Raw genomic sequence first — 19979 nt, 5'->3', positions numbered from 1 at the left:
TGGCGCGCCCTCCTATTTCAGGATAGAATTTTCAGCCAATTGCTCCGCGACCTCGCGCAGCAGGTAGACAAGCCTCGCGGGCGGCAGGTGGAAGTCGTGAACCTTGCCGTCGGCGGTAACGCTAAGCACGGCTTGCTGGCCGCGCTTCCAGAGCGTGACGAACTCAGCCGCGGCTGGCGCCGGGTAGCGAGCCAATGGTGCGGCGAAGGTGTCTTCGGCTGGGTGCGGCATCCAGTCGACAGCCATCACGCCACCGCCCCATACCGAAGCTCGAGCAGCAGTTGCGCCTCGTGGATGATCTTTTCGATATCCTCTCGGCCCTTGCCGGTCGGCTTGTCGTGCCGTGCGACGCGCTTGATGATGCATCCTTCAAGGAAGCCGAGCTTATTGGCCTCGATGAACTGGACGGGCTGAATTGCCGAGTCGCGGTAATGCGTGCCGCCGGGCTGGCGGGTCAGGGCGGACTCGGGGACCCGAAAGTCCGCCGCAAACGCGTCCTGTTCCGCAAGTCGATAGGCGATAATCTCCCAAGAGCGACCGCCGGCATGATTCCAAACGAACGACTCGGCGGGGTACTCTTCGTGCTGCGGGGTAACGTACCCGTCACGCAGCTTGACCTGAACCCTATCTTTGCGCCCCACCGGGCACTCGCCGCCGTTCCATTCAATCCAGTCGGTCATTCCCCACCTGTAGAAGTGTCAAACCAGAAAACTGCGAAGCCGAGCGCGAGCATTGACAACGCGCCTGCGGCAAAAGCGGCGACGGGGGTCATGCCCCGCGCTCCAATTCGTCGAGCTTCGCGCGGGCTTCAGCGATCGTCAGGCGGGGAACCTTGCCGCTAGACCTCATGAACAGCGTCGTGAAGCCGACGAAGGCGCCGGCCCACTGCAGCGCAGTGCTGTCCAGAAGCCAGCCGGTTCCGACTAGAGCCAAGAACAGGGCCGCAGTGCTGGCGTCCTTTGCCCAAGACTGCGCGACAGTCTCGCTCACCAGCATGATTTCGGTCTTTTTATCGCTCACGCCACAGCCCTTCCCTGCTCGTTGTTGTCGTTGGCGGCATCCAAAATCGCGACGCGCACCCGCGAAATCTCGCCGTAACTGGCGTGATACGTGATCGTCTGGACGGAGCGGCCCGACAGGAACCCGGCGCCGAAATGCCAGGCATCCTGCGGGATAGGGGCTTGGTGCGATTCCATGATCACGCCGCCGCCTTCCGTCTGGAATTTGCTGGCGTGGTGGATATGGAAGCCGTGCACGTACCTGAACTTAGTCGCTCCCCAGTCTTCGGCCCGCCGATGCGCCATGATCGACGCCATGTCCTTCAGCTTGACCGTATGGCCGTGCGTGGCGCCAAGCAGCACCGAGCCGTGGCGGAACCACCAGAACAGCGACGCGTCGACGTCCACGGTCACCCGCGGCTCGTCGCGGTACCAGGCGAGCAGGAAATAACCGATCGCTACCGAAGTGTGCTCGTCGTGATTGCCCTTGAGCACGCGCACCACGACTCGCCTGTTCTTGCGTAGCGCGGCGTCAATGGTTCGCACCATGAGCCGGCCTGCCGTCTCGAGCCCCTTCTGGTGGCGGCCGTCCGTGTCGAGCACGTTATTGGAGCGCTTGGTTCGGCTCTCGTTGTCGTCCGCATGCAGCAAGTCACCACCGGCCAGGACCACCGCAGTTCCGGCTGCCGGAGAGCGTGCAATGGCGTCGTCAATGCCCTGTCCGATGACTCGCTCGGAAATCGCGAGATCCCAATTCTGGCCGGTCTCGCGTTCCCACGTCAGCAAGTTCACGTGCCAGTCGTTGCACGGCACAAGCGTCAACAGGTCCAAGTCGGACGCTGCCGGCGCGGGAATTGGCTCGGTCGCGCGGTAGTCTAGGAAAGCGGTCTTGAGGATGTCGGCGATATCGGCCGGCGCGTACTCGTTGCGGGTCTTCACCCACTTGATAATCTCGCGGCCGTCTTCGTCCAGAAGCGCAGATATGCCCTTGACGGAATGACCGGCTGGAACTTCAAAGGCGTCACCGCGCTCCGGCTTCTGCTGGACGAAATCGCCGTGCGGCGTCGTCGTGACCTGGCTGATCCGGTACCCCGGCAATACGGGCTCCGTACCGAGCATCCCGCGCTCTGCCGCGCGCTTGAGTTGGTTCTGCACTGTGCTGCGCGCGAGCCCAAGTGTGAGCGCCGTCGCGCGCTGACTGCAGTCGTTCGCCTTGTAGGCCGCGACTGTACGGGCCAGGGTCTCGTTGTCGATTTGGGTCAAGCCTGTGATCCTATAATTTTTAGGAGAACGTGGGCGGCGCCTGGAATTAAGTAGCGAGATGCGCCTTGGGCGTCCGCCGATTGCACCACATCTGATGCAACCTCCAAGCAACGCTGGCGCTCAGCCATGATGGCTTGGGCAGCAAGCTGCAGCATGGGCATATGGTCGATATCGCCAGCCCGCGTCCGCTCGGTTGTCGCCCGGTCGAGCGTTGGAGTTGCGAATGCAATAAACGCCTCGCGCGCCGCCCGCATGATGTCGTCGGGGAAGGTCATCGGTCGATCGCAAGATGACCGAGAACACCGCCACCGATTCCGCCTACTACGAACGAGAGGCCGCTGAACGACGGCCCAAGGACGTAAGGAATGTGCTGCGCTGCGATTACCGCAATCAATGCCGAGAGAAACGCTAGGAACCGCATCACGCCGCCCCCACTTCCGCCTCGTACAGGGCGTTCGCCCACTCGAGAACCTGGACAGCGTCCGGCCTGACACCGTTCGCGATCTGCGCGGAAATGTTGATTGCGAGCTCTTCCTGAAGCTGCGATGCGGCGTCGAACTGGGCGCGTGGCGTCAGATTGTCGTTGGCGGGCTTCTGGCCTGCCCACGACTCGACGCGATAAGCGATAATGTCCCCAGCGGACCCGTCGTGCTCCCATCGATAGTTCGAAGCGGCAGTCGAGCCGTCGCTTTCGCCAAAGCCGAATTCGTGCTTCATTGGCCGATAGCGAACACTGACTTGTGAAGCCCCATCAACCGGGCGCGCCCCGCCTCCCCATTCAATCCAATCGCTCACAGTCGGACCTCCCCAACAAAATCTAGGCCAGCGGACATCAAGTGACGAACAAGACTGCTCCTGTAATCAGGGCTGTCATAATCGCGATATTCTCCGAGAATGTGCCACCGAGATTCAGAAATTGCGCGCCTAATAGCCTCTTCGACGAGCGAAAGGCGGTGCCTATCTTTAATCACGGCCTCCGCTCGCACGGCGGCATCTTCTGTGGCGTGAAGCGCTCCGCTTGAATCTTCCCAGACCTGCGTCCTCAACTTTGGAAACGCCATCAATCCCTCCAAACAAAAATAGCCCGGCAGCCTTTCGGCCACCGGGCAAAATCAGACGGCGCGACCACGCACTGCCGCATCAAGCAACGCAGCAGCCTTGAGCGGAATCGTCAGCGTGCGGCAAATCTTGTCGCCATCAACAAACAGCAACATCGCGGCACGGTCGCCGACGACAAGAATAACCGCGTCAACTTTTGGTTCGGGATACGCACTCCCGCTGTCAGCCATAAATGCCAACACTTTCGCGGCATCTTCGCGGCCGTAGGTGATAACCTCACCAAGAGCCTTGACCGGCTCCAAATGTTCAAGAACGCGCTCAACGCTGACGCACTGCTGCGCCATCACAGGCGACGCAGAACAAGAGGCCACCACCGCGCAAAGCGCGGCTGACAAAAGCAGCTTTCGCATTGGAATCGCCTGATTGGTGCGTCACCGTTAACGCACTATCTTTATAGCGAATCCTAATTTGAATTGTCAAGAGCGACGTGCCGGAACCGCCCTACCCTCGATCACACGGTCCAGCCTGTCCGCGAGCCGGTCGATCGCGCTGATTACGCGCTCTTCAAGCTTGGCCATCGTTTCGACAGTGACAAAGCGCTGCGCGGCCTCGAGCCGGAAGTCGGACAACTCGTCGGCCTGGCGCTCAACTTTTTCCTCCAGGCCTTGCAGGCGCTTTTCGTGCTGTGCGGCTTGGTACTTGACCACGCCCCAGCTTGCCGCGAGCGTCAGACCCGCTGTCCCCAGAGACAGCGCCAGCGCGGCCGGAATGGTAATTTCCATTATTTGGCCCCGCCGACGATAGCACCTACCGTTGCACCATGCCGTGCGGCGCACGAAACGAGCTCGCGCCGGTCCCTGCCCCACAGACTCGTCACGTCCTGCTCGGTCAACTTCCTGCGCGGAATTGCGACGGGCCGGCCGCACGCCTTACGCATGTCTTCAGTCAGCAGGGGCGTCGCGATTTCGGTTCTGACCACCGGCTTATCGGATACTGTCGAGCAAGCCGCCGCGCTCAGCGCTAAGGCCACACTCAGGATTAACGGGCATAGCCGCATTCTTTTTCTCCAACTCATCATATGCGGCTTTTGCGTCGGCCTCGGCGCGCGCCTGCTTTGCGGCGGCGTCCGCGACAAGTATCGCCTGCGCGGCGCGCGCGTTCGCGACCTCAGCGTTGCTCTTGGCGATCTCGCTTCGCCAGTGCGCGTCGCGGCCTTCAACGGCTATAGCAACGGCGGCGGCCTGCGCTGATTCAATCGCCGCCATGCCACGCCAGAAGCCAAGGCCGGCCAGCGCAAGCAGAGCAGCAACGGCTAGGACGGCCAGCGCCGGCTTGCTCAAGCTCAGCCAGGGCATCACAAGCCCTCCAGGCAAAGCTTGCGCTCGGCATCGCGCCTGCGCGTAAGACCAGGCCATGTTACGCCGCCGGCCTTGTTCCACATCATGAAGGCTTCGCAGGATCCGCGCGTGTCACCGGCATTGAGCTTGCGGACCACGGTCGACTTACAATAGGCGCCGACTCCGATGTTGTAGGCCAGTGACACGTGCGCAACGAGGCGCTTATCCGGCATCTCAACGCGAGCGCACTTCAGGACACCTGCCTCAAACTCGGCGAGCCCCTTCAGCAGCATATCGTCGCATTCAGCCTTGGTGTGCTTATCGCCCATCTTCACGCCGCGGGTCTCGCCGTAGCAGACCGTAGGCACCCCAACGACGTCCTTGTAAGCGTTCAGTCGCAAGCCCTCGAAGCCGCCGACCAAGCCGACGGCGAGCGCAGCCACGGCCGCGCCCTTCTTAAGGCGTGATTTCAATATTTACTCTCCAGAAATTGGTTGCTGCGCGACGACACGCGCAATGGCGGCAGCTAGGCTCACAAGTGCCGCCAGCGCCGCGAAGACGCCGCGCTCAATCGGCGGATCGTCCATGAAGATTGGCAGCACGAACTCGACCGCGCCCAGCATTGACGCCAGCACAGTCAGGCGAAGGCTCCAGGCGTGCCGAAGCACCGCCCGCCAGTTGGATGCGAGTTTCATAGTGTTTTGAATTATCCGGCGATGGGCACCGATCTAGGGTTGAGTGCCGCATCGGTACGAGCTAATCTATAAATGTTCTGCCCGAAAATGGGGCGGGATGGGGCGTGGAAACCCCTTCCGAGGCGGCAAGGTGCGGCCGCAACTTGCACTTCCCGATGCTGAGTCGGGGAGGCCGTCGCGTATGTTCAGGGCCTCCAGCCTAAAGGCGACGGCGCCCGACCTCGGAAGGGTTTCCAACTCCCCGGCACCAGCACGCGGGGATTCTCATGGACCTGATCTTCATCGGCTTGATCGTGTTGACGCCGCTGCTCGCGCTGGCGACTGTGCTGGTTGGATCACTGCTGGCGCCGTGAGCGCTCAAGACGGCCAGCTCATCGCCGGCAGCTCGGCGAGGATCGTCTCTATCGTCGGACGCTCTCGCTCACCGGCCCCGACCTTGGCGAGCTCGCCATATGCATAGTCCCAAACTTTATCGCGCCAGGCGACGAAGGCTTGAGCCTCCGCAGCCCATGCCGAGACGGTCGAACCGACATAGGACGCGCAGGTGATTCCGCTGTCGTATTGGCGCGCCTGCGCCGTCGCGTCGACATGGGCCTGAATAGCGCGGCGGTAGTCATTCAGCGGCACAGCCTCTGCGTCGTGGGCCGCCACGACGGCATCGAGCGCGAGGCGGTCGTTTTCCGGGAGAGCTTCGACACCGCTTATCTGGCCGTCAGGCCCCCAGGTGATCGGCAACGTCAGCAGTCCAGCCTCAGTGAGTTCACTGGCGAAGGTCTGGCCGAGCGGCTTGAGCGCGGGCATGGTTGATCGTCCCTTACTGGATTGTCAGGTGCATCGCCGTGAATTCGGGCGATGTCGCGGAATAGGTGCCGGTGCCCCCTGAAACCCGGCCCAGCAGCCGTGCGTCATGATAGCCTGCGGACAACCCGCTCTTGGGCCGGGAATACCCGATCGAGCCGCCAGCCGAACCGAATGTCGCGCTGGCATCCTCGTTGGAACTGGAGGAATCGTAGCCCACCGAGGCGAATGTCGTGGACGAGCCGCTGTTGAAGCTGTAGCCGGTGATATCGGCCCTCACGATCTCGCCGGGTTGCAGCAGGAATTCGCAGCGCGCTTCGCTGTTGACCTCGACCCAGCTACTTGACCCCGTCGTGCGCTGGGCCGTCAGCGCCCCCCGCAGAACTGTCGGCGTCCGGCCAAACCAGCTGCGGACGAAGCGCTGCTGGGCTGTATCCTGAAACGCCGGGCCAGTGATCGGGCGAACAGTGCCGACATAGGTTCGGGCGTCGTTGGTGCCCTCGATCAGGTGGCCATAGGTTGCGCTACGTGCTGGCGCCGTGGTTGTTAGCTCAATGTCGACCGAGCCGCCGCTGTTGATGGCATAGACGTAGTACTGCGTGCTGACGGTCAGCCCCGTTGCAGCTTTGGCGACCCCGGCATCGGGAACGGTCAGGTAGTCGCCATTGACGAATATCCTGTTGCCCCCCTTCGGCAGCAGGCGAATATTCGAGCCGTCCTTGATGAGCTCGCACTGGCCGAAAATGCCAAGCCGTACCAGCGCGATCACATCGGCACGGGACAGTTCCTCGATCGAGCCAGTGCCGCCCGTCTTGCGCCCGAGCATGATGCCGGTTGCAACGTCTTGGAGCTTGCTGAAGGTCCCCGCCTTCGCATCGATCGTCCAGGTCGTGCCCGAGCCGCTGACGACTATATCGCCCTTATCGCCGTCCGTGACTGACCCTGACGGTCCCTGCGCACCGCGGACATCTACAGCGCTAGCAGCGTCCGGTACCAGGCCTGTCGGCCCGATATAGGAGCCTGTGGCGGGCTTTGTTCCTTCGCCGCCCGTCCAGTCGCTGATTTGAAGAACGCGGCGCTGGCTGTCCGTCACAACGGCTAGGACGGGGGACCATCCGTCATCGCCCGTCAGGCCGGTATTGCCGCGGGGAAGAGTGAACTGAAGAACCGCTGCTTCAGGCGTGCCAGTGTTCGCGACCGACGCATTGGAGCCAGGCGCCCCGGTGATCGTCGTCGGGTTGACCGTGACGGTGCCTGAAGGGCCCGTAGCGCCGGTGTTGCCCTTGGGCAGCCCGAGATTGAGCGCCTGATTGGGCGCGCTGCCCGTAATCTCCGCTGTTGCCGGCTCACCGGTCTCGAGCGTATCGACGTCGCCGATGGTCAGGACGTTTACCGGCCCCGGCGGGCCTACGCCGCCGATCGCGGTAACGACAGCTTGATTGCCGCCCCAGTTTACAGTCGCTTGATTGCCCTTTACGCCATGAACAAGCCGGCCGGGGTTGTCGTAGACGAACCGCACAGCCATAAGGCGAGTAAAATTACCCCCCGTCTCGTCAATGACATCAGCCTCGTACTCGCCCTTAGCCCAGCTAGCCATGCTGGATTTAGCGTAGAAAGCTGTCAGATTGCCAGTACCGACCAACGTCAGATTTGCCGGCGCAGCTAGCGATACCTTCAGCGTGTTCGACACACGCTCTCTGACATTAACCTTCAAAGTACGACCGCTAAGATTCAACCCGTTGAAATCAAGTTGAAAGCGCAAATCTTCTTCAGTCGAGATCTGAAAGATCGCGATTGTGTTGGTCATTTATTTTTCCGGCTGATTTACTTAGGAATATTCGGTGACATCAATCGGAATATAGAGTCCTTCATTAGCGAACTCACCGATCGTAGACGAACTTAGGTCTTGATTTGAGCTGACAATATTCGAGCCTGAAACCTGTAGAGAACGCGTTGCGTGCCTGTAGCTAGAGCCCGTAAACACCGCCCTTACGGGATTCACTACGATCAACGGCGCGTATATTCGACCAGGCACGCCTGTGAAACTGGTATTACAGGCCTGCACGGAAGCGCCAGGCGGGATTTTCATCACGTCCATATCTGAGTGAAAGACACGCTCACCCGTAGAATTAAAGACCTCCAATCCTACTGTAGAAAACGACCCACTATAAGGTACGTCGAAGACGTAGAAATTCACCGTTTCCGTGTAAGAGCCCGAAACAAAAGGAGGATAAAATTGCCAATTGTAGGTCCAGACTCCCCCGCTTAGATAACTGTGCATCAATATCGGTTTCAACGTAGCCGCGCGCACAGCAACTAATGCGGCACTCCCGGGGACTGAAAGTTGATACGGCGCAATGTCAGTTGGACCACCAACCATTGGACCTGCCGTTAGCGTAACCGGGATAATCTGACGAAAGCCAAAATTCTTCCAATTCTCGTCGATCTGAACGGTTCCGGAATCGTTGAATATCTGCAAGCCAGCTGGCATCAATAAACCCAAAGCATTAGGCGATGATCGGCGTTAGTGACGCCCCAAGCGACAGTCCCCCCGGAGACGCTGATCGCCGGGGGGTAAAGATTGTTACCAGGCCAAGAAGAGCCGGCGCCACTGACCATAGTAGCAAATACAACTGGGGTGCCAGTTAATAGACCCTCGTTGTATACGCTACCGGATGTCCCGGCAGAAACGAAAATGACGTCCACAAGCCTCAATAGGCGGCTGGAAAGATCTACCTTTAAGACACCATACTGATTAAATACTTGCAGACCCTGAGCCATAAACTACCAGATACCCATTCTTACGCGCAGTACGTTACTGCTGTCATAAACAGAAACGAGACTATTGGTAATTACAAGTCGCGCACCGCTTGTGGCATTGTTAATCGTAACAGTGCCATTAGCCGCAACTTGAAATCGATTGTTGATACTAATACTACCGGCAAGAATATCGCCCAAATCAGCGCTAACAGCAGACAGATAATCAACATCGATTGCGCTTGCTTTCACCGCACCGGCTTGGATCGCAGCCGCGGTGATTGTGTTAGCAACGTAGTCTTCTGCTGCGAGCTTGTTCCACGCAGTTCCGTCGTCCGACAACCTATATAGCGTCGGCTTATCAGCCCCAGGCTCGCGAATTGTCACGAATTTGGGGCCGTCGTAACCAAACAGGTCCGGAAGCTCGCTGACGATAGCGACCGGCTCCATGCCGTCTAGAAACGCCTTGTATTGAAGCGTGCCCGCCGAAGCATTACTCAGGTCAAACAGTGCTGGGGCGAGACTGAACGCCGACTCAACCTCAACCCCCAGCAAGCCGGAAGCGCTGATGCCGCGCGCCCTGATGCGAATAGTCCCCTCGAACTCCCGCAGCGGATGCGTGCCGGACGACTCCGGTCCGCGGAAGACATCCTCAGAAGTCGCCCAGTCATCGTAGCTGATACGCACAGCGTACTGAGCCGCGCCGGTACTTCGCCCTAGCGACCAATCCATGAACATGGCGCCGTTGCGCTGCACGGCCTTGCCGCGGACCCAGGCAACGCGAACTGACGCGTCGTTCTCGAGGCCGCTTGACGGTGGAGGGGGCGGGACAATGATGGACTCAGCCAGAGCACTCCAAACCTGCGGAGCATCGTAAACAGCCTCAACACCGACCTGCGTGTCACCGCTGAAGCTGATCGCCCGGATAAGCCAAGCGTCCTGCACCTCAGTCAGCGTTCCGATGACAATAGTCGTCGCGGCCTGTGTCCTCTTATTGATTACGTTGGCTAGAGAAATGCCCGAGAGGCTTTCCGCCTGGGTCACGTCGGCGGCATTGAGAACAATCCGGTTGCCGTCTAATGTTACGCCGACCGGACCCCATTCACGCCCGTCCCGAGCGCGTAGGACCGCGTATGGCGACGGTGGCAAGGTCAACTCTGAATCGACGGTCAGCGTCAGGCCGTCCCGATCGAACAGCCCTGTAACTTCTTTGTCTTTATCGAAGTACCAATTATCGATCAGCGCGGAGTCGTTCGGGATAAGCAACCGGCCCGCCAGCTCCGTCGTCAGGCTACGTCGCTCGCGCCGGTAGTATGCACTTGCTGCGGCCCACGTCGCGATATGGATAGCGTGCGCGCTGTCCGTGACGCCGGTCGCGGCCATGCGCCGCGGGTTGAGCGTCTGCGCTCCAAACGTGATGCGTTTTTCGCGCCTCCGCTTGGGATCACCGTCAACGTTCCACTCAACGATCACGTCGGCAGAGCCGTCGCCTAGATCGAGATTGAACGTCTGCCCGCTGCTGTCCTTGAGGATCTGGCGGCGCGAAATGACATGCTTCCGCACCGACTTGGGCTCATCGCGGACCATTGTCCAAATGCTGCCGAGCCGCAGAGGCGAAGCGCGCATGACGCCGAGAACGTTACTTGCGGCCTCGTGAACAGATACAGGGCCGCGAATGACCGCGCTGAACCGGTCAAACTGGGTGACATTTTCGGCATAGAACTGAAAGCGGTCCAGGTCGATTTCGCTATACGGGATCGACGCGCCGTAGTCGCCATTGTGCAGGACATCGATTGCGGCCCAGACCGCCTTGTCGGTCTCCTCTTCCACCCACCCGGTCGTCGCGCCGTACCAGACGGGTAGGATGCGACTGGTTTCCACTTCGACGTCACCGTAAGAGGTGACTCCAAGCGCCTTACCAGAGCGGATTCTGAGTGCGAGTTCTGTCACGCCAGAACGCGTGATGGTTTCAGCGTGGTGAGACCTAAGCCCTTCCCACACAACGGAGTTGGTTACGTCGGCGTTGAACCCCGACGGATGGGAGAGTTCATCCGCGTCTCCTACGTTGCGGGCCCTGACGGCGTACCGCCCCGCGGGGACGTCAACGTACCTTGTCGCGCGAATTGGCCTCGTCGAAAGGACGTAATGGCTCTCCGTGTAGAGAGTCGACCAACCGCCAATGATTTCGCCGTCAATATCACAAGGGGCGTATTCAAAAAGCACGCCCCAGTTTGCGGCGTACTGCTTACCTTCGAACTTGCCCCCGTCAGGAACTGAGTAACAGCCCGACGGAACTGAATAGTCCAGTTGAATACGGCTTTGCAGTGGAGCGTCTGGGCCAAAATCAAAAGGCCCGGCCCAATTGGGGAAGTCGGGAGCCTTTGGAAGCTGATTGCTCCCGACTGCGGCAACGCTTATGACGGAGCCCGGGACCAGCGAGGACGTGCTGCCTGGCGCAATCGGCTCGATCGCGGCGCCAGAGAACGGCGCAGTTAGTCCGCCATCAGCAGTCCACATCGTTATTCCGCTAACGCGGATTGTTTTGATTGCGTATTTGCCGCAGCCAATTGTCAGCCGCTTATAAAGTATCTGGTCGTCGCCGTCGTAGGTTGTGTAATCGGGTTGGCTGAGATCGGGTGAGTTCCAGCAACGTCCGTAGATTACTGGAATTCGATCACCGGCGCGTGGCAAATTGCCGCCTCCGGCGACGCCATAAGTTGGCCGGTCATCTGTTTTGTCGGCTTTTGCTTGAGTGGCCTTGTTTAGCAGATAGGCGCCGCCTGCGAGAAGCGCCGTTGTACCAGCCGCCCAGATTGTCGATCCAACAGCGCTCGTCGCGCCCAACCCAAGCGCGCCGTTGAGTGCTGCAATTCCCCAAAATTGACCGAGCGCGGCGAGCGCAATGGCGCCAACTACCAGGCCAATTGCAAGTCCTTTACTAGCGCCACCGCCACGGCCTCCCCCGCCTGCGCCGCCGCGCGGCCAGTAGAGGATAGTGACGGTATCGTGTGGGCCTACGGTTGTGGCAGACCACGTCTTCCGCATCCGAACCGATTGACCATCCGGCGCGAGATGCTGCCCGCGGCGGCAGATGGATACGGTGAACGGGCGACTGCGGTCAGCGTGCTGCTTGACAATTGCAGACAGCCGCCGGCGCTTGGGCAGCACAACAGGCGCTCCGGCCTCGCGACCGTCGCACAGACGAAACAGGATATGAGCCATTTATTCCGGAACGTGAAAACTCAGCCCCGCCCAGCCTTGGGCCTTGAGCTCAGAAAGGGACTCGAACACCACCCCATGCGGATTGTCCGTATGCAGGATCCCGCCACCGTCTAAGGCCAGGTAGGTTCCGCAATGAATTGCGGCCCGCTCTGGCCCATGTCCGGCGCGCGCCATGAAGACAACCGCGCCATGGCGCGGGGCGTCGACGCGCCGCCAGCCACTGTGCTTGTCACGTCGCCTCATTAGGCGCGCGATGCCGGCTGGGTGGTCCGGAACGGCCAGGACGCTAGGAAGCTCGCGGCCGAAGACCGCCTGGCAGCGTCTAGTTAATTCCCAGCAGTGAAGACCAGTCTTTTCGTAGGCTCGGCCGATGTAAGAATTAACGAAGGCAACCAGATCACTGACCATGTAGTGCCGGGTACAAATCAAGCGAATACGTCCGCTTCGGAAATCCCTGCAACTCCACCTCTTCGTAATACAAGTCCCCCTCCGCGCTGAACGCGTTCACGGTGACCGACGACATCTTCAACCCAGTAAATTCCTCTGGGTGATTGATATCGTTAGTGGAATAGCAGCGGTATGTCACAGAAAACGGCTGGTCGGCGGAAATCGCATCCCGTAATGCCTGCTGCAGAACACGCGAGACGTTGTCGACGCGGATTCTGGCCTTCGACGTACCGCCTTCATCTTGCCCGGGGCGCTGGAACCCAAAATCAACCACTGTAAAAACGGCGGAAGGGTTTCCGGCGACCGGTAGATTTAGAGTTTCGTACTCACCTGGGATGCGGTGACCCTTCACAAACCGAAGCGGCGCTTCCAAGGTGATGTGGTTAAACTCAAGCGTATCGTAGATATCACCCGAAACATCAACTGCTGCATAGGCCTCAGTAAGAGCCTCGCTAAGGGACATCAGAAATCACCAATTAAATACAACCAACGTGAATGAAATGCGAATACGCGGAGCTTTGCTGAAATCCGACGACCAAACGCCGTCCTTTATCTGGCAAGTACGGTCAACGTAGCAGCCATTCGGTCGGTAAATTGGCATCGTGAAAGGGAGTGTCCCCTGCCGCAGGTCGTACCTTGCGAACTGCTCGAACGCCTCCCACTCAGCTAGGGTCAGCAATGCTGACTGCCAGGGCATCTCAGTTGCGCGCGGGCCCGGGCGAGGCCGCATAATCGGCGGCCCGCCCTCCGTCTCACTAACTACCGGCGCGCTGTAGGTTTGCACTGGAGTGCGGCCGTCGACAGGCGACCGATACGGCACCTGCGACGGCCATGTAATGACGGCCATGTTTACCTCAAGTGCCGGTTGGTTTGACGAGCCGACAAAGCTGCGGACATCGGGCCGCGGCCCCGCAAAATATCGTCCGCCATTTTCGCGCCAATGGCGCTAATCATGATCGAGATATCACCGTTGCTGTCTTGCTTGGCGTCAGCCTGGACGTTGTCGGACTGCGTGTTGTTGATGGTGATTTTCGCGGGGCCCGGACTGGCGGTGCTAATCCCCGACGGAACGCTTGGTGTCGACATCGCCCCAACAAAGCCGCCGGTGGCGAATTTTGGCATGCGATCGTTGTTGATCGCATTCAAAAGCGGCGCGTATTTCTTAGCAGAGCGCGCGTTCGTAACGTGCTCGCCGTCGGATAGCCAAGACAGAATACTGTCGCTTTTACCCGTCCCCGGCCCGCTAATCCACCCGCCGTCTGCCTTTCCGCCGATGCCGCCAAACAGCAGACCGAACAAGCCGCCGACGCCGCCGTTTGTCCCCGATGTTCCGAAGATCCCAGCCAAGGGGCCAGAGCCCATCAACGCGGCCTGTAATGCTGCCTTGGCCAGTGTGGCGACCAACCGCTTCATGACGTCTTCGGCTTTGGCGCCGTTGATGATTAGGTCTTCTAGAGCGTCTGTGGCAGCGTCGCCAAAGAATTTCGACGCGTCGTTGTACGACTTCTGCGCGTCTTCAAGCTCTTTCTTTTTGGTTCGAAGCTGTTCGGAAAGCGTAATCTCTTTATTGAGTTTCGCCAACACCTCTTCGCGTGTTTCGGCGTCCAGGCGATTAAGGTCTACACCGGCCTTAGCCAACTCAACAGCCGCGCGCTTTTGCGCGTTCGACTTGCCGAAATTATCAATTTCGGCCTGAAGAACAAGGTTCTGACGCGCAAGGCTATCAATGTACTTATTGATACGGTCCTCGGCCTTGTCCTCATCAGACTTCGGCCCCTTACCCCCGCCTCCGCCCTTCTGCGCGGCCTCGGCTGCAAGAATCTGCTTCGCCGCAGCCTCAGCCTGCTTGAGCGTTACGCCGCCGCCCTGTCCCAGAGCCGCGTCATAGAGTTCCTTCGTCTTGTCCTGAAGCGCCTTCTTGTCCTTGTCCATTTGGGCAAGGCGGACTTCCCGCTGCAGACGCAGACCGGCCAAAACCGGATCACTCTGCGCGTCAAATGCGGGCCCCACAGGCACAAAGCCGGACTTGACCAAGGCGGCCTGCTCGTCGCGACTTTTCTTGGCGTTGGCCTCGCCCGCCTGCCCAGCCTCAACGTTGGCGAGAGCCGCCCGGGTAGCTACCGCCGCCTGCCGAACCGCGGCGAGCTGCGTAAGCATCGCGGCAATCGAGCCGAACGCGCTGGCAAAACTGATGTTCGTCTCGCCAAGCTTGCGAAGCTCGTCAGCCGCGGCAATCGCCTGTTGGGCGTTGCCCTCCATACCCTGCTTGACGAGATCCAGGCCGCGCTTCTTGTCTTCGGCTTTCAGACCGGCGGACCCGTATTGCTCAAGCCCCTGCGTCGCACTTCGAATGGTCGTCTCGAGGTCGCGCGCCGCTGCTGCGTCTTCCTTGAGCTTTCGATTATAGCCGTCAGTGACGGCACGGTCCATCCGGTCGGACGTTTCGGCAACTTGGTCGCCTACACCCTTAATAGCCGACTTCGCGTCATCGGCTGGCGGGCGGAGCGCCTTGAGCGCTTCCGCATAACGATCGGTGGATTCCTTGCCCTTTCCCGCTTCCGTGGCCAGATAAGCGACAACGGCAGCGGTTCCGAGAATGGCCGCCCCGACGGGGCCGCCCACAAGCGCCAAAGCGCCGCGCAGAGCCGCAACGCTCGTGGCAGCCAACTGAGCCCGCACGCCAAGGGCTGTAAGTCCGGCGCTCGCCGCCGCCGAGGCGGTAACGGTCGCGCCAATCTGCGCCACCATGGGCGCGAGACCCTGCGCGACCAGTCGGCTGGCGATAACCGCCCCAACCGCCGCGGCTGCTGTCGCAACGCCGTCGATATTTTTGGCTAGGAACTGGATTGAAGACGAAGCCGCAGCCGCGGCAATGCCCATCTGCTGGCTGTTGCCGACAAACTTCAACGCTGCGTTTTGCAGGATGGTGAAACTGTCGGCGATCGAGGCGTTGGTCTTAGCGAACGCAGCGCTAACTTCCGGCGCCGCGTTGACGATCGCACGAAACACGCGATCTGAAACCAGCTTGCCTTCGGCGCCAAGATCCTTGAGCTGCCCGACGGCAACGCCAAATTCCTTTGCGATGGCCTGGGCCACCACCGGCGCGTTCTCAAGCAGGGAGCGAAGTTCGTCTCCCTGCAGTCGGCCAGAACCCAATGCCTGGCCCAACTGGACAAGCGTGGCTTGCGTCTCCGAAGCAGACGCACCGGAAACCTTCAGGGCCTTCGAAACCGTCTCGGTCGCAAGGGCGATCTCGCCCTGCGTCGCCCCGAAGTCCTTGCCCGTGCGTGTAAGCCGCGCGTAAAGGTCGGCAACTTCTGCGAACCCCGTCCGGCTTCGAGACGCAATATCAGCGATCTCATTTGAGACCGCACCGGCCATCGCCTCGCCAACGCCCGCAGACTTGATCTTATTGGTTGCTTCCTGCCAGGTGTCTGCGAGCTTCTTCAGCTCGTTCAATACCGCGGCGCCGCCAACAATCCTAGCTAATTTGTCGAAAGATCCCGAAACATTGGACTCCATTTCGCTCGCGCGATCTTCAAGGGACTTGAAAATTCTGTAAGCTTGTGCATTTTGTCGCTTTAGCTGATTTTCGAACTTCTGCCCCTGCACCTCCAGCAAAAGAGACAGAGTTTCGATGTCAGTTGCCATGGAATATCCAAATGCTCAAAATAATTGCGGCTGCTGCAGCGCTCTGCGCCACTACTCAGGCAGGAGCCAGATGCCTTCTGACTAAAGAAAAAGTAGACGCGCTGTATAACGGCGCCGACATGGCCAGCGTCGAATTCCACACTGGCTGCGAGCCATCGCTTGTATCAAAGCACGGCTTTGGTCCGTCGGCAGTTATGCTATTTCAAGTCGTTGACCCACGCGGATCAATTCTTGTCATAACCGCCAACGGCAATGAGCGCATGACGGGATATTCCGTCACAATGGCGCGTTAAGAAGCGCACCTAGTTCGTCTTCCTCGGCCGCGGAGATGCCCGCGTCCTTGTCGTTGGTCTTGGACCTAACGAACCCTTCGACCGTCTCCGAGAACTGCCACCACGTCATGGATCGCATTTCAGAGATGGCTATGCCGGCAGCGCCGGCTGCTCCGTAGAGATCGCCGAAGACAAGGCGTCCGTCAGGAAGTTCGAACCCTCCGTCTCGGCCTCCGGCGCGTCGCCTTTTCCCGGCTCTTCCTCCGGGGCACCAACCAGCGCGGCGCTAACGATCGCCTGGGCTAGCATGGCATTGTTCATCCAGTCTGACCGCTGCTCTACATAGCGGCGAACGAGATTAAGCGCGTCCGTTGATTTTACGCCAGCCCCGATCAGGCCCAGCCGGATCGTCTGAATGACGTCTTCAATGCGCCACTCATTGACCAACAGCCGCTTAAGCAGCACATACGGGCCCACACCCGTTTTTTCCTGCAGCTCCTCGAGCTCGCCGATAGCAAGACGGAACCCGTAGGTTCCGTCCGCAAAGTCGAGCTCGATCCGGCCGTTGCGGTTTTCGAAGGCCATGGATTACGCCGCGGTGTAGGCGACCACGCCGTCGGACTGCATAGAGACGGTCACCTGAACGCGCTCGCCCTTGGTGCCGCTGGTCTCAAAGCTTTCAAGCGCGAAAGCGCCCTGCCAGTGCCCAACCTTCACACCTTCACGCCACAGCTCGACGCGGGCGTTGAAGCTAACGGTGGTGTTGAGCAGCCCGAGCCAGATCGGCAGCGCGGTCGCCTCGAGGACGCCTGTGCCGTTGATCGTGGCGGACATGCTCGTAACGTCACGCTCCAGCCAGGACGGCGCGTCTTCGTCTGCGCAATCAGGGGTATTGGTCTCAGAGAGCTCTCGGTTGAAAGAGATTGAGCGCTCGGTGAAGCCGCACGGGGCGGCGAAAACCTCGGGATCCGCACCGTCGCCGAGAAGTACGCGGTATCCAGAAAAACGAAAAGTGGCGGCTAGGGCCATTTAAAATTAATCCTATGCGTCGCTGTCAGTCAGCGATTGAAAGTTGACAACGGCGCGCGTCGTGGTGCCGTCCGTTTCCGTGAAGTATTGAGTGCTGCGGTAGAGAATTTCTGTTTCTGACCAGCCCGCAGTTGCTGGTGCGAGACGGTGCAGCGCGGCCTTAACTGCGGCCGCTATTCTTGCGGCTTCCGGCCTGCCTACGCTGGTAGAAAAACACTGAACGTCGAAGAACACCTCGCTTGCGTCCATGCAGTCGGTGCCGTCTTCGATTTCCTGCCAACCCGACAGGCAAAGGTAGGGCGCCGCCGTCCCGGCGGGCACGCGGTCAAAAACCTTCGTGCCAACGATCGCGGCCAGTGGCGCGTGCGCCTTAAGCGCCGCGATGACCGCAGCTTGTAAAGGCAGTGTTGCTTCTGACATCAGAGTTGCTTGATCGCCTTAGTGATGGCGCGGCTAACCCGACTACGGGCGCGCTTTCGCATGCGACGGTATGTCGGATAAAAGAATGGCTGCGCGCGCGTGCCCGGGTGCTCTGTTCCAGCGAACAGACCGCCGTTAATGTGCGGCGCCGTGCCGAATTCGACTAGGTGCGCGTAACGAACCTTGCTATTACCAGCACTGATCCGAACCGAAAGGTCTGGATCCCCAGCCTCTCCGACGTTGCCAGCCAGGCTCGAATACCGTACCTTGCCGCCACCCCACGTCTGAGCAACCGACTTCTTTAGCTCGCCCGTCGCGCCGCGAGGCGCCGCTGTGCGGATCGCCTCAGTCAGTTCGTCAGCGCTTTGCGCGAGCGCCTGTTTTGCGGCGCTTCGAACTGCTGACGGTATCGCCGCCAGTTTCCGGAGCGCTTTCTCGCGGTTCTTTAGCTGTGCCAATAGCTTTTCCTGCGGCAATGGCCGCCGCGGCGCACGGCGTTGTGACTAGGCCGGACCAACCGGCCCGGTAGGCTAGCAGCCAACGCCCGTTGAATTCAGGCGGCGCCCAATCGAACGGCTGCGTGAAAGTTACGCGGGGCATGCGCTGCGGTATGCCATGTAAATCGTCGCGCAAGCGCGCGCCTCTTTACGTGTGCTCCAGCCAAGCCTGCCAGGAACACCGACAGGGTTGCCGTTGACTACGGCGTAGAACGGCCCGCCTAGCGCCTTGGCCACGTCTGGCGGCAATCTCTTTATTTCAACCATCAGTTGGCCACGCCTTCCTGAACCAACATTTCCAGCCAGCCATTCCGCTCGTCTGCGTTGGCAACCGTGCGGATATTGTACTCGGCACCGCTACGCGCATTCACGGCCCGCCAGGCAGGCGTGACGGCTCTCGTGCGCACCGAACTGCGGACGACCAGCAAAAACGGCTGTACGCCCGCCAGGCGCGCGGCAAGCACAGGTTCGCTGCCAAGCTTTGGCTGCAGGCGGGCCGGCTCTGTAAACTGCGTGGTCCAGTCACCGGCTACAGGATTGCCGTAGCCGTCGTCTTGTTCGTCACGCTTTTGAAAATGGACGCGCTCGGTGAGCGCTCCGGCTCCCGAGCGCTTGACCATTAAAGCGCCACGCCCGGGTACTGCGGAGCGAACGCCAGAACCGACGTGCTCTTGGCAAGGCCCAAAAGATTGACGTACTCGCCAGAACCGACATCGGCGATCGGACAAATGCCGCCCGCGGTGTCACTGAGATAGTAGGCAGTTCCCGCCGTCAGCGTTGCGCCGATCGTGACGTCACCGCCCTTCAGCACTGCGATGGGCTGGTTGAGGGACGCGCCGTTCAAGGCAATGCCCGTGCACTTCCGCGCCTCGGCGGTTGCGCTGTTGGAATCGGCAAGCATCCACTTTTTCGTGGTGCTGGAAAAATACACCGCCTTGCCGGCGGTAATTGTCTCGCCAGCGGTGCCGCTTTCCCGCGCGGCATCGGCGCCCGCGATAACACTCGCGGCGGTAATCGTCAGGTCGGCCAACTAATGGCTCCTAATAAAATCGATAGTTGCTCAAAAGGCTATCGAACGAAGACCATTTACCGTCTTCTTCGGAGCCGCGATGTTCGTATAGATCTTCGACGCGCAGCAAAATTGCGTGCTTCACAGCAGGTGGCGCGTCTTCTGTGCCCGCGTTGATGGTCACTGTAATCCGCGATGAATTCTGCTTGGCAGGCCAGGTTTTCCCCGGCTTCAGCGCGACAGACCTGGCGTCTGCGCGAAACTCATAAACAGACGGATCAACCGTCGCGGGCGCGCCTTCGGCATCGATATACGCAATCGACGTCAGCGCGGTGACCGGCGTAAACGGCAGAAACGCTAGGTCGCGCCAATCGTCACAATTTGCAGTCAAATCGACTTCAGACCAGCGCGCACCGCAATATTTTTCGACATGGTCGCGCGCCGTTGAGATCACAGACTTAATGTATTCGTTGTCGTCGTCGTGAAAGACGCGCAGATGCCGCTTGGCATCGTCAACGCTCACCG

At 60.0% G+C, this 19979-nt stretch carries 23 protein-coding genes; all 23 read right to left on the bottom strand.

What is annotated here, in order from left to right; genetic code table 11:
• Window positions 1-12: 12 nt before the first annotated feature.
• The 23 genes from CXY91_RS10450 to CXY91_RS10330 all read right to left on the bottom strand — a co-directional run bounded on the left by CXY91_RS10450 (window position 13) and on the right by CXY91_RS10330 (window position 19977).
• Window positions 13-246 carry a hypothetical protein gene (locus CXY91_RS10450; RefSeq protein ID WP_100961099.1) on the bottom strand — a complete coding sequence of 78 codons (234 nt, stop codon included), beginning with the start codon at window positions 244-246 and terminating at the stop codon, window positions 13-15.
• Window positions 246-680 carry a hypothetical protein gene (locus CXY91_RS30555; RefSeq protein ID WP_199777400.1) on the bottom strand — a complete coding sequence of 145 codons (435 nt, stop codon included), beginning with the start codon at window positions 678-680 and terminating at the stop codon, window positions 246-248. The genes CXY91_RS10450 and CXY91_RS30555 overlap by 1 nt, the downstream gene beginning before the upstream one ends.
• A gap of 88 nt (window positions 681-768) precedes the next feature.
• The gene (locus tag CXY91_RS10440) at window positions 769-1020 is read right to left on the bottom strand and encodes a hypothetical protein (RefSeq protein WP_100961097.1); all 252 of its coding nucleotides are present in this window, start codon (window positions 1018-1020) and stop codon (window positions 769-771) included.
• The gene (locus CXY91_RS10435; RefSeq protein WP_248307432.1) at window positions 1017-2261 is read right to left on the bottom strand and encodes a helix-turn-helix domain-containing protein; all 1245 of its coding nucleotides are present in this window, start codon (window positions 2259-2261) and stop codon (window positions 1017-1019) included. The genes CXY91_RS10440 and CXY91_RS10435 overlap by 4 nt, the downstream gene beginning before the upstream one ends.
• Entirely contained in the window at window positions 2258-2536 is a 279-nt protein-coding gene (locus CXY91_RS10430; RefSeq protein WP_100961095.1) for a hypothetical protein, read from the bottom strand. The genes CXY91_RS10435 and CXY91_RS10430 overlap by 4 nt, the downstream gene beginning before the upstream one ends.
• A 145-nt stretch (window positions 2537-2681) precedes the next feature.
• The gene (locus CXY91_RS10425) at window positions 2682-2978 is read right to left on the bottom strand and encodes a hypothetical protein (RefSeq protein WP_100961093.1); all 297 of its coding nucleotides are present in this window, start codon (window positions 2976-2978) and stop codon (window positions 2682-2684) included.
• A 395-nt stretch (window positions 2979-3373) separates the two neighbouring features.
• Window positions 3374-3730: a hypothetical protein gene (locus CXY91_RS10420; RefSeq protein WP_100961091.1), complete on the bottom strand. Its 357-nt coding sequence runs from the start codon at window positions 3728-3730 to the stop codon at window positions 3374-3376.
• 66 nt (window positions 3731-3796) lie between these two features.
• Window positions 3797-4102, bottom strand: a complete 306-nt coding sequence (locus CXY91_RS10415; protein WP_100961089.1) for a hypothetical protein — start codon at window positions 4100-4102, stop codon at window positions 3797-3799.
• A 201-nt stretch (window positions 4103-4303) separates the two neighbouring features.
• Window positions 4304-4675: a hypothetical protein gene (locus tag CXY91_RS10405; RefSeq protein ID WP_100961085.1), complete on the bottom strand. Its 372-nt coding sequence runs from the start codon at window positions 4673-4675 to the stop codon at window positions 4304-4306.
• Window positions 4675-5100, bottom strand: a complete 426-nt coding sequence (locus CXY91_RS10400; RefSeq protein WP_465246850.1) for a lysozyme — start codon at window positions 5098-5100, stop codon at window positions 4675-4677. The genes CXY91_RS10405 and CXY91_RS10400 overlap by 1 nt, the downstream gene beginning before the upstream one ends.
• Before the next feature lie 33 nt (window positions 5101-5133).
• Complete coding sequence (locus CXY91_RS10395; protein WP_100961081.1) at window positions 5134-5352, bottom strand: DUF7940 domain-containing protein; 219 nt, start codon at window positions 5350-5352, stop codon at window positions 5134-5136.
• A gap of 357 nt (window positions 5353-5709) precedes the next feature.
• Window positions 5710-6153, bottom strand: a complete 444-nt coding sequence (locus tag CXY91_RS10390) for a hypothetical protein (protein ID WP_248307431.1) — start codon at window positions 6151-6153, stop codon at window positions 5710-5712.
• Window positions 6154-6166: 13 nt separating this feature from the next.
• Complete coding sequence (locus CXY91_RS10385) at window positions 6167-7957, bottom strand: hypothetical protein (RefSeq protein ID WP_158673354.1); 1791 nt, start codon at window positions 7955-7957, stop codon at window positions 6167-6169.
• Between the two features lie 977 nt (window positions 7958-8934).
• Window positions 8935-12129 (bottom strand): host specificity factor TipJ family phage tail protein, encoded by a 3195-nt coding sequence (locus CXY91_RS10380; protein WP_158673353.1) that lies wholly within the window; start codon window positions 12127-12129, stop codon window positions 8935-8937.
• Window positions 12130-12526: 397 nt separating this feature from the next.
• Window positions 12527-13039, bottom strand: coding sequence for a DUF1833 family protein (locus CXY91_RS10370; protein ID WP_100961074.1), 513 nt, complete (start codon window positions 13037-13039; stop codon window positions 12527-12529).
• A 386-nt stretch (window positions 13040-13425) separates the two neighbouring features.
• Window positions 13426-16227: a tape measure protein gene (locus tag CXY91_RS10365; protein WP_100961072.1), complete on the bottom strand. Its 2802-nt coding sequence runs from the start codon at window positions 16225-16227 to the stop codon at window positions 13426-13428.
• 422 nt (window positions 16228-16649) lie between these two features.
• Complete coding sequence (locus CXY91_RS10360; RefSeq protein ID WP_100961070.1) at window positions 16650-17084, bottom strand: gene transfer agent family protein; 435 nt, start codon at window positions 17082-17084, stop codon at window positions 16650-16652.
• A gap of 3 nt (window positions 17085-17087) precedes the next feature.
• Window positions 17088-17528: a phage tail tube protein gene (locus tag CXY91_RS10355; protein WP_100961067.1), complete on the bottom strand. Its 441-nt coding sequence runs from the start codon at window positions 17526-17528 to the stop codon at window positions 17088-17090.
• A 12-nt stretch (window positions 17529-17540) separates the two neighbouring features.
• On the bottom strand, window positions 17541-17948 hold the full coding sequence (locus tag CXY91_RS10350) for a DUF3168 domain-containing protein (RefSeq protein ID WP_100961065.1): 408 nt from the start codon (window positions 17946-17948) through the stop codon (window positions 17541-17543).
• The gene (locus CXY91_RS10345; protein WP_100961063.1) at window positions 17948-18406 is read right to left on the bottom strand and encodes an HK97-gp10 family putative phage morphogenesis protein; all 459 of its coding nucleotides are present in this window, start codon (window positions 18404-18406) and stop codon (window positions 17948-17950) included. The genes CXY91_RS10350 and CXY91_RS10345 overlap by 1 nt, the downstream gene beginning before the upstream one ends.
• Before the next feature lie 305 nt (window positions 18407-18711).
• Entirely contained in the window at window positions 18712-19065 is a 354-nt protein-coding gene (locus CXY91_RS10340) for a head-tail adaptor protein (RefSeq protein ID WP_100961061.1), read from the bottom strand.
• A complete protein-coding gene (locus CXY91_RS10335; RefSeq protein ID WP_100961060.1) occupies window positions 19065-19475 on the bottom strand; it encodes a hypothetical protein in 411 nt (136 codons plus the stop codon). The genes CXY91_RS10340 and CXY91_RS10335 overlap by 1 nt, the downstream gene beginning before the upstream one ends.
• 10 nt (window positions 19476-19485) lie before the next feature.
• The gene (locus tag CXY91_RS10330) at window positions 19486-19977 is read right to left on the bottom strand and encodes a head-tail connector protein (protein WP_248307430.1); all 492 of its coding nucleotides are present in this window, start codon (window positions 19975-19977) and stop codon (window positions 19486-19488) included.
• Window positions 19978-19979: the final 2 nt, after the last annotated feature.

This window comes from Allobosea sp. FBZP-16, assembly GCF_002831785.1.
Taxonomy (GTDB): Bacteria; Pseudomonadota; Alphaproteobacteria; order Rhizobiales; family Beijerinckiaceae; genus Allobosea; species Allobosea lupini.
Note: the sequence above shows the minus strand (reverse complement) of the source record. Positions and strands in the feature narration are given on the sequence as shown.

Coding starts and splice junctions, on each gene's coding strand:
- CXY91_RS10340 (WP_100961061.1), bottom strand. CDS start 19,065: ATGGTCAAGCGCTCGGGAGCCGGAGCGCTCACCGAGCGCGTCCATTTT.
- CXY91_RS10450 (WP_100961099.1), bottom strand. CDS start 246: ATGGCTGTCGACTGGATGCCGCACCCAGCCGAAGACACCTTCGCCGCA.
- CXY91_RS10405 (WP_100961085.1), bottom strand. CDS start 4,675: ATGCCCTGGCTGAGCTTGAGCAAGCCGGCGCTGGCCGTCCTAGCCGTT.
- CXY91_RS10430 (WP_100961095.1), bottom strand. CDS start 2,536: ATGACCTTCCCCGACGACATCATGCGGGCGGCGCGCGAGGCGTTTATT.
- CXY91_RS10420 (WP_100961091.1), bottom strand. CDS start 3,730: ATGCGAAAGCTGCTTTTGTCAGCCGCGCTTTGCGCGGTGGTGGCCTCT.
- CXY91_RS10415 (WP_100961089.1), bottom strand. CDS start 4,102: ATGGAAATTACCATTCCGGCCGCGCTGGCGCTGTCTCTGGGGACAGCG.
- CXY91_RS10390 (WP_248307431.1), bottom strand. CDS start 6,153: ATGCCCGCGCTCAAGCCGCTCGGCCAGACCTTCGCCAGTGAACTCACT.
- CXY91_RS30555 (WP_199777400.1), bottom strand. CDS start 680: ATGACCGACTGGATTGAATGGAACGGCGGCGAGTGCCCGGTGGGGCGC.
- CXY91_RS10365 (WP_100961072.1), bottom strand. CDS start 16,227: ATGGCAACTGACATCGAAACTCTGTCTCTTTTGCTGGAGGTGCAGGGG.
- CXY91_RS10380 (WP_158673353.1), bottom strand. CDS start 12,129: ATGGCTCATATCCTGTTTCGTCTGTGCGACGGTCGCGAGGCCGGAGCG.
- CXY91_RS10425 (WP_100961093.1), bottom strand. CDS start 2,978: ATGAAGCACGAATTCGGCTTTGGCGAAAGCGACGGCTCGACTGCCGCT.
- CXY91_RS10370 (WP_100961074.1), bottom strand. CDS start 13,039: ATGTCCCTTAGCGAGGCTCTTACTGAGGCCTATGCAGCAGTTGATGTT.
- CXY91_RS10355 (WP_100961067.1), bottom strand. CDS start 17,528: ATGGCCCTAGCCGCCACTTTTCGTTTTTCTGGATACCGCGTACTTCTC.
- CXY91_RS10350 (WP_100961065.1), bottom strand. CDS start 17,948: ATGTCAGAAGCAACACTGCCTTTACAAGCTGCGGTCATCGCGGCGCTT.
- CXY91_RS10395 (WP_100961081.1), bottom strand. CDS start 5,352: ATGAAACTCGCATCCAACTGGCGGGCGGTGCTTCGGCACGCCTGGAGC.
- CXY91_RS10360 (WP_100961070.1), bottom strand. CDS start 17,084: ATGGCCTTCGAAAACCGCAACGGCCGGATCGAGCTCGACTTTGCGGAC.
- CXY91_RS10385 (WP_158673354.1), bottom strand. CDS start 7,957: ATGACCAACACAATCGCGATCTTTCAGATCTCGACTGAAGAAGATTTG.